Source organism: Enterococcus sp. R12 (genome assembly GCF_058135755.1).
This window is the reverse complement of record NZ_CM176874.1, coordinates 1,164,815-1,178,952: the sequence shown is the minus strand read 5'-3', so window position 1 is coordinate 1,178,952 and position 14,138 is coordinate 1,164,815. Positions and strand designations below refer to the sequence as shown.

13 protein-coding genes are annotated in these 14,138 nt (G+C 43.3%); 4 read left to right on the top strand and 9 right to left on the bottom strand.

What is annotated here, in order from left to right; genetic code table 11:
• Positions 1-29: 29 nt before the first annotated feature.
• The 4 genes from ACTW1R_RS05470 to ACTW1R_RS05455 all read right to left on the bottom strand — a co-directional run bounded on the left by ACTW1R_RS05470 (position 30) and on the right by ACTW1R_RS05455 (position 2,979).
• A complete protein-coding gene (locus ACTW1R_RS05470) occupies positions 30-641 on the bottom strand; it encodes a hypothetical protein (protein ID WP_005225537.1) in 612 nt (203 codons plus the stop codon).
• Positions 642-759: 118 nt separating this feature from the next.
• Complete coding sequence (gene rsmA, locus ACTW1R_RS05465) at positions 760-1,647, bottom strand: 16S rRNA (adenine(1518)-N(6)/adenine(1519)-N(6))-dimethyltransferase RsmA (protein ID WP_005225536.1); 888 nt, start codon at positions 1,645-1,647, stop codon at positions 760-762.
• A complete protein-coding gene (gene rnmV, locus ACTW1R_RS05460; RefSeq protein WP_118214878.1) occupies positions 1,644-2,216 on the bottom strand; it encodes a ribonuclease M5 in 573 nt (190 codons plus the stop codon). Before rnmV ends, rsmA begins: the two co-directional genes overlap by 4 nt.
• Positions 2,209-2,979 (bottom strand): TatD family hydrolase, encoded by a 771-nt coding sequence (locus ACTW1R_RS05455; RefSeq protein WP_005225534.1) that lies wholly within the window; start codon positions 2,977-2,979, stop codon positions 2,209-2,211. The genes rnmV and ACTW1R_RS05455 overlap by 8 nt, the downstream gene beginning before the upstream one ends.
• A 185-nt stretch (positions 2,980-3,164) precedes the next feature.
• Here ACTW1R_RS05455 and ACTW1R_RS05450 point away from each other — a divergent pair, with 185 nt between their 5' ends.
• From ACTW1R_RS05450 to ACTW1R_RS05440, 3 genes are all read left to right on the top strand, one after another.
• Positions 3,165-3,881, top strand: a complete 717-nt coding sequence (locus tag ACTW1R_RS05450) for a hypothetical protein (RefSeq protein WP_015509323.1) — start codon at positions 3,165-3,167, stop codon at positions 3,879-3,881.
• A 172-nt stretch (positions 3,882-4,053) separates the two neighbouring features.
• Positions 4,054-4,914, top strand: coding sequence for a metallophosphoesterase (locus tag ACTW1R_RS05445; RefSeq protein ID WP_015509322.1), 861 nt, complete (start codon positions 4,054-4,056; stop codon positions 4,912-4,914).
• Between the two features lie 134 nt (positions 4,915-5,048).
• Entirely contained in the window at positions 5,049-5,222 is a 174-nt protein-coding gene (locus ACTW1R_RS05440; protein WP_375826239.1) for a hypothetical protein, read from the top strand.
• Between the two features lie 28 nt (positions 5,223-5,250).
• On the opposite strand, the gene ACTW1R_RS05435 is transcribed toward ACTW1R_RS05440, so the two are convergent.
• Together ACTW1R_RS05435 and ACTW1R_RS05430 are read right to left on the bottom strand one after the other, a co-directional pair.
• The gene (locus tag ACTW1R_RS05435) at positions 5,251-7,008 is read right to left on the bottom strand and encodes a metal ABC transporter permease subunit (RefSeq protein ID WP_005225531.1); all 1,758 of its coding nucleotides are present in this window, start codon (positions 7,006-7,008) and stop codon (positions 5,251-5,253) included.
• 1 nt (position 7,009) lies between these two features.
• Positions 7,010-7,732 (bottom strand): metal ABC transporter ATP-binding protein, encoded by a 723-nt coding sequence (locus ACTW1R_RS05430; protein WP_375826238.1) that lies wholly within the window; start codon positions 7,730-7,732, stop codon positions 7,010-7,012.
• Positions 7,733-8,305: 573 nt separating this feature from the next.
• Between ACTW1R_RS05430 and ACTW1R_RS05425 the strand changes: the two genes are divergently transcribed.
• Entirely contained in the window at positions 8,306-9,820 is a 1,515-nt protein-coding gene (locus ACTW1R_RS05425) for a flavocytochrome c (RefSeq protein ID WP_034857667.1), read from the top strand.
• A gap of 83 nt (positions 9,821-9,903) precedes the next feature.
• On the opposite strand, the gene ACTW1R_RS05420 is transcribed toward ACTW1R_RS05425, so the two are convergent.
• The 3 genes from ACTW1R_RS05420 to ACTW1R_RS05410 are packed head-to-tail and all read right to left on the bottom strand — an operon-like array spanning position 9,904 to position 14,104.
• Positions 9,904-11,970 carry a beta-galactosidase gene (locus tag ACTW1R_RS05420; RefSeq protein ID WP_115232112.1) on the bottom strand — a complete coding sequence of 689 codons (2,067 nt, stop codon included), beginning with the start codon at positions 11,968-11,970 and terminating at the stop codon, positions 9,904-9,906.
• Positions 11,971-11,979: 9 nt separating this feature from the next.
• Positions 11,980-12,834 (bottom strand): galactooligosaccharide ABC transporter permease GanQ, encoded by an 855-nt coding sequence (gene ganQ / locus ACTW1R_RS05415; RefSeq protein ID WP_010747791.1) that lies wholly within the window; start codon positions 12,832-12,834, stop codon positions 11,980-11,982.
• A gap of 1 nt (position 12,835) precedes the next feature.
• The gene (locus ACTW1R_RS05410) at positions 12,836-14,104 is read right to left on the bottom strand and encodes a sugar ABC transporter permease (RefSeq protein ID WP_325836326.1); all 1,269 of its coding nucleotides are present in this window, start codon (positions 14,102-14,104) and stop codon (positions 12,836-12,838) included.
• Between the last annotated feature and the right edge of the window lie 34 nt (positions 14,105-14,138).

Here is a 14,138-nt window from a genome sequence, read left to right as displayed (position 1 = left end):
TTAGGCAGCGGGTCTATTCAAACTGGCGCTTATGCCGCTTTCTTCTGTTTCTGAATAAAGCGTCCTTTTGCTTTCGAAAACGAACGAATATCAAATTGTTTGCTTAAGGCACCTGCAACAAAATAAGCCAAATTGAAATCGATCAAGCTATGGATCAAACCGCCGATCCCCATCAAAACGAACAAGAAATAGTAGAAATTACCATCGAATGCGGTCCCTGGTACATTTCCTGTGAAGTAAAAGGCGGCAACGACTGCCATTTCTACGGCAGAATGGATCAGTCCGATAATCAAGTTAAAGCTCTGAAATTTGATATTCAATAAAGAGGGTTTGCCATTTTTTAGTAAAATATCTGGGTGCTTCTGTAAATAAAAGGCACCGATGACGGCAAAAACAACATGGGACAATGCCCGTAAAGCAATGATTGGTGGCAGTGTTAAGAAAAAGCCAAAGGTCGTTCCTAAAGCTACCGCGATCGCCATCGCAGGTGAAAAGAACATCGCCACAAAGACGGGCACATGGCTAGCTAAGGTAAAAGATGCTGGTCCGATGACGATTTTGGGCATTACCATGGGAATGACGATCCCCATGCCGATCAACAATGCAGCGATCGTTAAATGGCGGATGGAATGATTTTTCATTTATACTCTCTCCTTCAATGTGTCATGACAGTTCTGTCTTGCTTATTCTACTGGTATTTCCACGAGGTGTCAAGACACAAAAAAACGAATGTTTATTCAACATCCGTTTTTATTGAAGTTATCCTTTACGCGCTTGCATTTCATTGCTTAATTTGGCAAATTCCGCTAACGACAGCGTTTCTCCACGTCGTTTCGGATCGATCCCACTTGCTTCTAAGCTGTCTGCCAACCACTGTTTGGTTGTTTCATCTTTTCCATAGCTATTTTGCAAATTGTTCCAAAGGGTTTTACGACGCAGCTGAAAGGCTGCTTTCGTTAATTTGAAAAACTCTTTTTCATCGGTGACTGCGACTGCTGGTTGTGATCGACGCGTCAATTTCAAAATAGCCGAATCAACATTCGGTTGGGGCACAAAAACGGTTTTCGGGACGATGAATGCCAGTTTTGCTTCCATGTAGTATTGCACAGCGATCGACAACGAGCCATAGGCTTTAGTCCCGGGAACTGCTGAGATTCGATCTGCCACTTCTTTTTGCATCATCACGACCATTTCATCTACTTTTACCTGAGACTCTAAAAAGTGCATCATAATTGGCGTAGTGATGTAGTAGGGCAAATTTGCGACAACTTTTAATGAAGCAGCCGTATCGCTGAATGCTGACTGAATGGTCGTTGCCAGATCTGCTTGCAAGACATCTTGATGAATGATTTTCACATTTTGATACGGCTGCATTGTGTCGGCTAACACTGGGATCAACCGATCATCAATTTCAAACGCCAACACTTGCTTGGCATGTTTTGCCAACTGTTCGGTCAGCGCACCGATTCCAGGACCAACCTCAATGACGTTTGTCGTCTCGTCGATGCCTGCAGTTTCTACGATTTTCCGTAAAATATTCGGTTCTGTTAAGAAGTTTTGCCCTAAACTTTTTTTAAAGGTAAAGCCATGTTTCGCTAAAATCTCTTTGGTTCTTGAGGGGGTTGCTATATCCCGTTCTTCCTTCACAATTCTTCCTCCACTATTTTCATTGCTTCTGCCAACTCTGCATCGGTGATACGAAACATTGCCAGCCGCTTCTCTAATTGTTTGCCGTTCGTATAGCCGATGCGTAAAAGATCCCCCAACCGCTCTCGTTTCTCTTTCGCTCCAGCCCCTGCGATCAAGCCATACGCTAACAACTGTTGCCGATCAATGGTCCCTTCACTGACTTCATTTGAAGCAATCGGGGTTACGACTTTTCGCAAGGCTTCTTTCAACGCTTCATGGCTGGCGTGTTCCACGCCTAAACTGCCCTTGCTTTTCGGTGCTGCCTGGCTGCGCGGTAAAAAGGCATGCTTGGCATCAGGAACGACTTCCATAATGATTTTGCGGATCTTTTCTCCCGAAAAATCGGGATCGGTAAACACGATAACCCCTCGTGTCTCTTGGGCGTGCTCGATTTGATCAAGGATCGTGTCATCGATCGCCGAACCGATCGTCTCGATGGTATCTACATCGAACACTTCTTGCAATCGGCGGGTGTCGTCTTTGCCTTCGACGACAATGATTTCTTCGATTTTCGGTTTATTAGTCATTGATCCTAAACAAGCGATGGGCATTTTTTGTCGTGTAGGCCGCAACATCAGCCACCGCTTCTTGCCGCAGCTCCGCGATTTTATCCACTACATAATGAGTATAGCCCGGTTCATTGCGCTTGCCACGATAAGGAACAGGGGCTAAATACGGCGCGTCAGTCTCAACGAGCAGCCGATCTTGTGGCACGACTTGCGCAGCTTCTTGTACCTCCGTCGCCTTTTTGAAGGTCACGACACCACTAAAGGAAATATACATTCCTAGGTCCAAGAACTTTTTCGCCCATTCGCCGTCCCCACTAAAGCTGTGCATGATGCCGCCGATCGTTTGGACTTTTTCATCCTTTAAAATCGCATAGGTATCTTCTAAGGCTTCACGGGTATGAATACTGATAGGCAGCTGATGTTCACGGGCGATCGCCATTTGCCGACGAAAGACCTTTTCTTGAACTTCCTTCGGATCTTCCATCCAGTGATAGTCTAAACCGATTTCACCTAGGGCAACGACTTTTGGTTGTTCCAAGCGCTCTTGCAAATAGGTTTCCACTTGTGGGGTATAAGAACCAGCTTCGGTTGGATGCCAACCGATAATACTGTAAATGCCAGGATATTCTTTGCTTAATGCTAACGATTTTTCAATCGTTGGCTGATCGAAACCGACGACCGCCATCTCCGTTACTCCTAGTTCTTGCGCACGGGCGACCGTTTCGGGAATGTCTTCGTTAAACTGTTCTGCATTCAAATGTGTATGAGAATCAAAAATCATGAAATCTCCTCCTTAGTCCTTCTATACTCTAGCATATTTTGACGGTTTAAGAAACGAATCCTCTTCGCTTTTTTCATCAGTTTAAGAAAACTTTCAGCAAGCAAAAAAAATCCGCCCAAAGTTGGAGGACGCCGAAGCTGATTTTCTCTATACTGAGGGTAACGAAATCGTATGGAGGTGGAAATATGGAACGATCAAAAATTGATCCCGGCCGCTTTTTTTCTGGACAAAAAGCAGCAACGAAAGGCACGTTAAAACATCAATATCATTACTATCGGCAGCAAAATGCCCATCAAGCATTCAACAGCGATTTTCAGCGAAATTTCCAGCATGATTTCCCGAATTTTGCTACCTGGCTAAAATTGCAGCAACAGACACCACAAAAGAATCAAACAGCGACTTTTTCTCACTGGTTATTGGTTGGTTTCTTCGGACTTTTGACAGCAGCAAGTTTTTCGCAACAGCTCTTATTCCTACTTTTTGTCTTTGTCTTAGCCGCTCTCGTCAAAGGACCTGGCATGATCGTATGGGGCATCGTGTATTCCTTCTTAGTTAGTCTGTTCCCGCCATTGGGTATCGTTCTTTCTGGCTTATTTTTCTTACTGACCCTGCGTCAATTAACCAAAAATGTCACTTTCGTTTTGACTGCATTGTACTTTTACGGCTATCCGTTTGTCATCACAGCCCTCCAACACTTTACGAATTGGGACCCGCAATGGCTGTGGGTCGGCAGTATCGGTTTTGCCTTGATCAGTGGCCATTTTGTCTTAAAGCAAAACTATCCCTTTGCTTCAAGTAAAAGTCTCGCATGGGCGATCATCTCCGTCCCTTATGATTGTGTCATGGCTTTGATCCCCGTCAAACACAAAGCACGCTTCAAACGTTTGGTGAAAATCAAATAATTACGATCTAGGATACAAAAGTCGGCTATTACCGCCCCTTTTGTATCTTTTTTTCATGGAAGAAACAAACGAAATACGATGGATATTTTTGTTATTTTTGCTTTCGCATGATTGCTTTTTTTGTAAGAATCTACTATGCTAGAAACTAGCAAATCAAAAAAGGAGCCACGCCATGTACACCCTCATTCTTATTGCATTCCTCCTTACGGGCTTGCTAGTTTACTCCTTTATTATTGAACCGCATCTTCTCAAACAACGGCACTACCTCATAAAAAAAGACAAGCGCACCGTCTTAGATATTTCAAAGGCTTACGATCTTTATCAAGCAGAAAGCAATCTCGTGATCGCCCATATCAGCGACCTTCATTTTTCTCGTTGGTACAAACCACGGCGAATGAATCGCATCATTCGATCAACGATCCAAAACAAGCCGGATCTGATCATCATCACGGGGGATCTGATCGATAATTATAAAAAATGGCCGCATCGTTCAACCAAGCGACTGATCGAAAAGCTGAAAAAATTGCAAGCGCCTCTGGGTAAGATCGCAGTTATGGGGAACCATGACCATTTGAATGACGGGCATTACTTTGTTAAGGAAATATACCAGCATGCAGGGTTTACCTTACTTGATAATGAGTCGGTTTTTGGTTCTGATGACAAGACGTCGATGAATATTGTCGGTATCGATATAGAAAGTCCGAAAGTCAGTTTTACCTATGAAGCAACCTTAGCAGAATGGCAGCTGCTTTTGCTCCATGAACCCGATTATGTTTCTCGGATCACCAATCTGCCAAACTACGACTTGATTCTTTCTGGCCATAGCCATGGCGGGCAGATTCGCTTGCCTTTTTATTATGCGAAAACAAAGGGCGCGTTGAAATATACCGATGGGCTCTACCTTTTAGGTAATGAGACCTTATTAAGTGTTTCCAGCGGGGTTGGTATGACCAAGATTCCCGCCCGACTCGGTGTCCCACCTGAGATCCTTTATTACCATTTAGAACCGCAACAGCAATTGAACGTTTCTTAACTGTTTATCGGTGCAATTGGGAAAAAATCAGCGACTCGTTTCAGCAAACGTTCGATTCGCTGATTTTCTTTTTGCGCCTACCGTGTTAAAATATACTAAATAAACACTTTTCAACAATTAGGAGGAACCAAAAAATGCTCATCTCGGGAACGCTTGGGTTTTTGACCGCCTTCTTCGCTTATACAGCCTATGTATACGGTCAAGGGTTGTACTTTCCTGTCATCGCTTTTCTTGCTGCTTTGATGGGCTGCGGATTTTATCTCTTTGCTTTTCTCCAGCACAAAAATACGACGAAAAAACATCCTTAGCCAGAACGAGCTAAGGATGTTTTTTGCATTATTGATTCAAGCCTTGATAAATCGTATCGAGATTCCATTTCATCATGTTATAGTAGCTGTCGCCTTCTTCTCCCGGCTCTGCAATCGAATCGGTAAAGACGGTTCCGAATATCGGAATACCTGCATCACGAGAAACACTTTGCATCGGACGAGTATTGACGCTGCTTTCGACAAATAAGGAAGCGACGGCTGAATTTTGCAGCTGATCCACTAAGTTCTTGATTTGCGCAGGGGTTCCTTCTTCTTCGGTATTGATTTCCCAGATATAGGCAGACGGTACACCGTAGGCTTTGGAGAAGTATTTGAAGGCTCCCTCACTGGTGACGATCAATTTCTTCTCTTCGGGAATCGATTGGAAGTTTTCCTTCGCTTGCTGATCCAGTTCTTCTAATGAAGCCAAGTAGCGTTCAAGGTTTTCTTCATAGAAAGAGCGATTGTCAGGATCCTTTTCGCTCAAGCGTTGAGCAATGTTGCGGGCATAGATCATACCGTTTTCTAGATTTAACCATGCATGAGGATCGGCTTTGCTGTGGTCTTCATCATCAGAAAGATAAAGCACATCCACGCCATCACTGACGGCAAAATAATCTTCATTTTCTACCTTATTGGCATTGTTCATCAATTTGGTAAACCAGCCATTGCCGCCAGTTTCTAGATTCAAGCCGTTGTAAAGGATAAGATCGGCATCGGTCGCTTTTCGAACATCTTCCACTAAAGGTTCATATTCATGGGGATCACGCCCCACTGGTACGATACTGTGAAGATCGATTCGATCACCGGCAATGTTTTCCGTAATATCAGCAATGATCGAATTGGTCGCTACTACTGAAAGTTTCCCTTCTGTTTGGGCCATCTGTCCGTTTTGCTGTGCCAAAAAGAAGCCACCAGCTACAGCTGCCGTTGCTAAAACCGCCGTCGCTGACCAGCGTTTGACTGGACTGGTCTTTTGTTTTGGTGAGAACAAGAAACCGATCACGAAAAAGGCTCCTGCGGTCAAAACGATACTTGATCCTGCGGCAATATTAAAACTGTACCCGATAAACAAGCCGATAAATGAGGCGAAACCACCTAAAACCCCTGCGATGACCATCATATGCTTCAATTGTTTTGTATAAAGATAAGCCGTTGCTGCTGGAGTGACTAACAGAGCCACGATCAAGATCGTTCCGACGCTTTGCATCGCTGTCACTGAAACCAAAGTCAACAAGAACATCAATAAATAGTGATAGGCTTGCACTTTCATCCCAAAGGCCTTTGCCATCATCGGATCAAAAGACGTGATCAACAGTGGACGGAAGAAGAGGATGATCACTGCCAGCACAAGGATAGCGATAGCGATCGTCAGCCATTTGTCGCTGTCTTGCACCGCTAGCACATTCCCAAACAAAATGTGAAACAAATCAGTCGAACTATTTGCTACTCCAATCAAGATAACCCCTAAAGCTAGAAACGAACTAAAGGTGATACCGATCGCCGTATCGCTTTTGATCAGGCTGTTATTGGCGATATAGGTAATGATCATGGAAGCCAAGATCCCAAAGAAGATCGCCCCGACAAAAAAATGAACGCCGAAGATATAAGACAAGGCTACCCCTGGTAAGACCGCATGAGAGATTGCATCCCCCATCAAGGACATCCCTCGTAAGATAATAAAACAACCGATCACCCCTGCCACAATCCCGATCGCGACTGCCGTGATCAAGGCATTTTGCAAGAAATGATAGTTACTTAAACTCGTAAAAAAGCTTGTCAACATGTTAAACGCCTCCTTTCACGATGATCGCATCGCCAAATGTTTGCTTCAAATTGCTTTCGGTAAAGACTTCACTGACTGGTCCCGCAGCGATCAGGGTTTGATTGAGCAGAACCAAGTAATCAAAGTATTCGGTGATTTTCCCCAGATCATGGTGAACGATAAAAATCGTCTTGCCAGCATCTCGCAAGTTACGCAACAGGCCGACGATGATCGCTTCACTGGTGGCATCGATCCCTACAAAGGGCTCATCGAGGAAAATATAGTTGGCATCTTGCACCAACGTTCGAGCAATCAAGACCCGCTGAAACTGCCCGCCGGACAATTCCCCAATCTGACGTTCCGCAAAGGATTCCATTTCTACCGCTGCCAGAGCGGCTGTCACTTTCTGCCAATCGTTTGCCGACATCCTTTGGAACATGCGCATCTTAGGATACAAGCCTAAAGATACGACTTCTTTGACTGTGATCGGAAACGTGTAATCAACCGCGGTCTTTTGTTCGACATAGGCAATTTCCTTTTGAAAGTCTTTTAACGCTTTTTTGTCGACACTCATGTTCCCACTGGAAGTGATCAATTTCAACGCCGCTTTGATCAGCGTCGACTTCCCTGCCCCATTTGGACCAATGATCCCTACGATCGACGGTTTTTCTACTTGAAACGACAAATCCGAGATCACTTGATGATCGCCATCATAGGCTGCGGATATTTCTGAAAAAGTAATCATTATTTTCACTCCATTTCCATAGTTAAGGATAGTTTATTTATTTTTTAGGTAGACCTAACTTATTTTTATTATACTAGAAAGGATTTGTTTTGCAAGACAGTTCTCTTGATTTTTTTAAGAAACACCGCAGTTTCTTGGCAATGACTCTTGAAAACTAAGATTCTATCTTTATTTATTGAGTAAAAGTTGGTGCCCACAAACACGGATGCCATCAATTTCTTTCTATATTTTGAGCGCAAAGCATTTGATTTATTCTTAATAAAAGAGATTATTCCTCGGCACCTCAGTGACGTACGTTTTTTCAATAACAGAAGAGAGGCGAATCAAAGCCTCTTCGCTTTCTCCCTTCATGATTAATACCAAACAAATCAAAGAATCAATAATTCTTCTATTTCCATAAATTCACGAATTCACTCTTTTTTATGATGACCAAGAAACCCTTTCATCTCGACTAAAACGCTTTATAAATTAAACTTTTCTAATTATTATGTGATTTTTCGAACAAAAGCTAAAAATAACATGACAACTATGTTAGTCTTTGATTTGGAAAAAGTTTTAGGAGGAATAAAAACAATGAAGAAAATTTTCCAAACACTATTAGTCCTAACCTCGTTAGCAACTTTGAGTGCTTGTGGCGCTGATTCACAAACAAGCAGCAGCTCAAGTACTGGTTCATCTGCTAATGAAGAAACAGATGCAACTTCTGCTGCATCTGGTCAAGAATACACAGACCCTAGCGAACTTGCAGACAGCTACGATGTCGTGATCGTCGGTGCAGGTGGCGCTGGAATGGCCGCTGCGATCCAAGCAAAAGAAGCTGGCGCAAACCCAGTTATTTTAGAAAAAATGCCAATTTCTGGTGGGAATACATTGAAATCTTCAGCAGGAATGAACGCTTCAGAAACCAAATTCCAAGAAGCAGAAGGCATCGAAGATTCAAACGATCTATTTTATGAAGAAACATTAGCTGGCGGTCACAACACCAATGATGAAGAATTGTTGCGCTACTTTGTGGATCATTCAGCAGAAGCAATCGATTGGTTAGATTCCATGGGTATCACTTTAGACAACTTAACAACGACTGGCGGGATGAGTGAAAAAAGAACGCACCGTCCATCGGATGGTTCCGCTGTTGGGGAATACTTAGTTGATGGCTTGATGCGCAACATCCATGAATTGGAAATCCCAATTTTTGTGAATGCCGATGTCAAAGAAATCAATGAAGAAGATGGTCAAGTCAACGGGGTGACCGTTGAAGTAGAAGGAACCGAACAAACCATTGATGCCAAAGCAGTTGTCGTTACAACAGGCGGTTTCGGTGCCAATTTCGACATGATCACCGAATACAAACCAGAATTGGCAGACTACGTGACAACGAACCAAGAGGGTTCGACTGGTGATGGGATCAAAATGATCGAAGCATTAGGTGGACAAACGGTTGATTTAGAGCAAATCCAAATCCACCCAACAGTGGATCAGTCTAAATCACTGTTGATCACTGAAGCTGTCCGTGGAGAAGGCGCGATCTTGGTCAATCAAGAAGGCGAACGGTTCTTCAATGAAATGGAAACACGAGACAAAGTCTCTGAAGCGATCATTGCCTTACCTGAAAAATCAGCAACGTTAGTTTTTGATGCAGGTGTCAAAGAACGCGTGACAGCCATTGATTTTTACGAGCAACAAGGGTTAGTAAAATCCGCTGACACGATCGAAGAATTAGCAAAAGAATTGGACATGCCAGAAGCAGCGCTTGCTGACACGATCGCTACCTGGAACAGCAGTGTAGCTGCTGGTGAAGACGAAGCCTTTGGACGCAGCACAGCAATGGACAACGATTTGTCAACAGGACCTTACTATGCCATTGCCATCGCTCCTGGTATCCACCACACGATGGGCGGCGTGAAGATCAACACCAACACAGAAGTGATCGCTACGGATAACGAGATCATTCCAGGTCTTTTTGCAGCCGGTGAAGTAACTGGTGGGTTGCATGGTGAAAACCGAATTGGCGGTAATGCCGTTGCCGATATCATCATCTTCGGACGCCAAGCAGGAACAAAAGCTGCCGAATTTGCGCAAGAAAATTAAAACACTCTCTATAAAAAAGAAGTACTTACGTTTTTTTCATCAACGTAAGTACTTCTTTTTTCATATAATTGACACAATAGTTTTTATTGTTCTGGTGCTGTCACTTTGATAATCTGCACCTCATAAGGCGCCAACTGAAGCTTTTGGTTTGTCGTTTTTCCAGTAAGCAAATCGATTCCTGAAGTTGCTACCTCTACTTCTTGATTTTCTTCGGAAAAATTCATCACAAAATAATAGGTGGTCGGAGCGAGCTGCTCTTGCTGACTTTCTCTACTTTGGATCGACACGCTCGTCGAACCTTGACGGACCCACTCATTTTGTAAGCGAAGCTGTTGTATTATTTCTTGATAGAAGTCTTCCAAAAAGGCTTGATCCGTCCGTCCCCCAAGATAGTAGGCACTCCCTTCACCATAATCATTTACGGTCACTGCAGCTTGACCTTGGTAAAAATCAGCACCGTAGACCCCTAACGTTTGGGCAGTGTTTGTTTGAACAACACTACAATAATCATGAATTTGGTACTGCTGCTCCTTCATTAAAAGCAAATTTTTTTGTTTCGGATATAACGTATCGATTTCTTTCACAGACACACCAAACAGTTCTTCTAACTCTTGGGGCCAGCCCCCTAAATAGGTCAAGTCCGTTTCATTCACGATCCCCGTCAAATAAGTGGAAACCAGCGTCCCGCCATTTTTCGTATACTGTTGAAACTTTTTCATAGTTTCTTTTGGTAAAAGGTAAAGCATCGGAGCGATGATCAATTGGTAAGCATCAAAGTCATGGTCTTTCGTGATGACATCAACCGCGATGTCATGATCCCAAAAATAGCGATAATGCTCTTGCAACGTTTGTGGGTAGCGTTTGCTCTCCAAACCAAAACCTTGCGCATCATTGAGCGCCCAATTGTTATCCCAATCATAGATGATCGCCACTTTGGCTTTTTTGTGCAATCCTTTGATTTCTTTGATTTCTTCTAAGGCTTTTCCCACTTCTGCTACATCTTGAAAAACACGATTCTGTTCGTCGTTGTCATGGTCCACGACGGCCCCATGGAACTTCTCAGATGAGCCTCGAGATTTTCGCCATTGGAAATAAAGATTACTATCTGAACCGTGAGCAATAAATTGCATAGAAGACAACAGATGCATCCCGGGGCGTTTCGTGCGATTGACTGGATGCCAATTCACACCACTAGGGGTTGATTCCATGATCAAAAAGGGCCGCTTTTTCAAGCTACGGTACTGATCATTGATAAACCCAACCTTACTTGCCAAATCAGCGGTCGTTCCCCAATCATTGTGCCAAGCAGGATAACAATCCCAACTAATGACATCTACATGCTGGGCAAATTTTCCATAGTCAAGGCTATAAAAGGGAATCAAATCTCGGGTATCTGCCATGAAATTCGTTGTGATCGGTACATCTGGAGACAAACGACGAATGTCTTTGATCTCATGTTCATAGAAATCAATGGTCTGATCGGTCACAAAACGATGCCAGTCTAGATTTAGTCCATGAACTTGCATTTCGCCGATCGGTGAAGGAGATTCGATTTGCGACCAATCGGTGATCGTATGGCTCCAGAAAGGTCCCCACCAGGCCTCATTCAAGGCTGCTAATGTTTGGTACTTCTGCTTGACCCACTGACGAAAGTTTTCTTGGCAAATGGGACAATGACAATCGCCAGAATACTCATTGGAAATATGCCACATCAATAGTGCTGGGTGATCGTGGTAGCGTTCAGCTAATTTCCGATTGATGATCGCCACTTTCTCACGATAGATCGGTGAAGAAAAGCAGTGATTGTGACGCCCGCCGTGTAACATTTTTTCCCGTTTTTCATTGGTCCGTAGAACTTCAGGGTATGCTTTAGACAACCAGGCAGGACGCGCGCCGCTTGGCGTCGCTAAAATGACGTTGCTGTTTCGTTCGGCGAGCTCATCCATGATTTTGTCTAACCATTCAAATTCAAACACCCCTTCTGCTGGCTCTAAGGCACTCCAAGCAAAAATACCAAGGGAAAATGTATTAGCATGAGCTTTTTCCATTAGTTCTAAATCTTTGGCTAAGATCTCGGGATAATTTAGCCACTGGTCAGGATTATAATCCCCACCATGTAAAAAGCGTTCTTCTAAGTTATATCTTGTCATCTTCTCTTCCTATCCTTTTGTGCCACCAGCGGTCAAACCGGAGACAAAATGTTTTTGTAATGCAATAAAGACGAGTGCGATCGGAATACTGATCAAAATAGCCCCTGCCGCAAAAGTCGTATAGCTGGCTCCCATTTTATCCGTGACTAATTTGTATAACCCGATGGGTAATGTATAGTACTCAGGATTACGTAAAATCACAGAAGACAGGGCAAAGTCTCCAAGTGGTCCAGTAAAGCCATTCATGGCAACGACTGCCAGCATTGGTCGTGATAAAGGAATCAAAATTTGCCAGAATATTCGCGTATTGCTTGCGCCATCTATCTTGGCACTCTCGTCTAAATCTAACGGGATCGAGTCAAAATACCCTTTCAATAAGTACGTGTTCATGGGAATCTGGCCCCCAACGTAAATCAAGATCAGCAACCAATGGCTATTGATCAAGCCGAGCATTTGCGCCAATACAAAAATTGCGATCAAGGCAGAGAACTGCGGGATCATTTGTAGGAGTAAGAACAGCATCAACCCATTTTTACGGCCTGTAAAACGAAATCGTGAAAAGGAATACGCCGTCATGGAGACAAAAATCAGTGACAAGAACATGGTGCATACACTGATTTTTAATGAATTCAAATACCATTGACTATAATAAAGCGAGTTGTCGCCAGCAAACAATTTCGTGTAGTGACTTAATGTCGGACTCGTCGGAATCAAACTCGTACTTACTAAACTGTTCCCAGGATTAAAACTAGCACCGATCGTCCAAAGTAAAGGGTAGACGATCACCACTACCGTAAAAATCAGTACGAGATACGTCAAGGATAGGCGGACAAATTTTTGTTTCTTCATACTTGCTGCCTTCATGTTATCCAACCTCCTTGAATGAATTTGTTCGGCGGAATTGCCATAAAGCAATCGCGATCACGACGATCGATAAGAGAATCGTCAACGCTGCTGCCAGTGCATATTGACTATTTTGCATCGTGAGCTTATAGATCCACGAAACCAAAATATCGGTACCACCAGCGGTCGAACCAGGAACTGCTGGTCCACCAGAATTAAACAGATAAATGATATTGAAATTGTTGAAGTTAAACGTATATTGCGTAATCAAAATCGGTGCCATTGCATAAAGCAATAATGGCAATGTGATTCGGCGGAATTTTTGTAAAGCTGAAGCACCATCGATGGTCGCAGCCTCATACAAATCATCAGGAATGGATTGCAGCGTCCCTGTAGTCACGATAAAAATATACGGGAAGCCTAGCCAGCCTTGAATCAGTAGCAAAGCTAAGCGGGTCCAATTCGCACTCGTTAGCCAAGGAATCGGTGAAATCTGGAAGAAATTCAAAATCGAATGATTGATCGCACCAAAGGAATCATTGAACATTCCTGAAAACACCAAGATCGTAACAAATCCCGGAACTGCCCATGGGAGGATCAAAATCGTTCGAAAGAACTTTTTGAGTCGTAGTTCTTTTTGATGCACCAGCACCGCTAAAAATATTCCGATAGAAACTTGTAACGTTGAGGCGATCAAGGTCCAGATAACTGTCCAGCCCAGAACATTGAAGAAGGTACTACGCCAAATATCGACAGTAAAAATCTTCTTAAAGGTCTCTAATCCCACCCAATCTGCTAAATTGGCAGGTGCAGAATGATACAGATCATAGTTCGTAAAAGCTAACGCGATACTAAAGAGAATCGGAAAAATAACAGAAAACACGAGTAAGAAAAATGCTGGGCTACTCATTAAATAAGGATAGCCTTCTCTTAATAGTGCCTGGTAGCTTTCACGGATAGAGTTGACTGGTAGCTCATTGTCTCTTAATTCACCGTTTTTATAGGCATCACGGATGTTTAAATAATAGAACAACAGACCAAAACCGATGACGATCAAGGCAACTAATCCTTCTGCTAATAAAAAGATGGAATTGTCTCTCGGCACTTCCACGCCTAATGTCACGATGCCCCAAAGTCCCATATTAAATAAATCTTTAAAGACGACAAGATACATAGCAAAAAAGAAGAAAAATAAAGCGCCTTTGATTTTTTGCCGATTATAGAGTTGACCGAATCCTGGTATTATCGAGAATAGCATTGCTCGTTTTGCATACGACTGCGTGTTTTTCACATTTTCGCCCCCTGTAAGAAAAAGCCGCTGACAA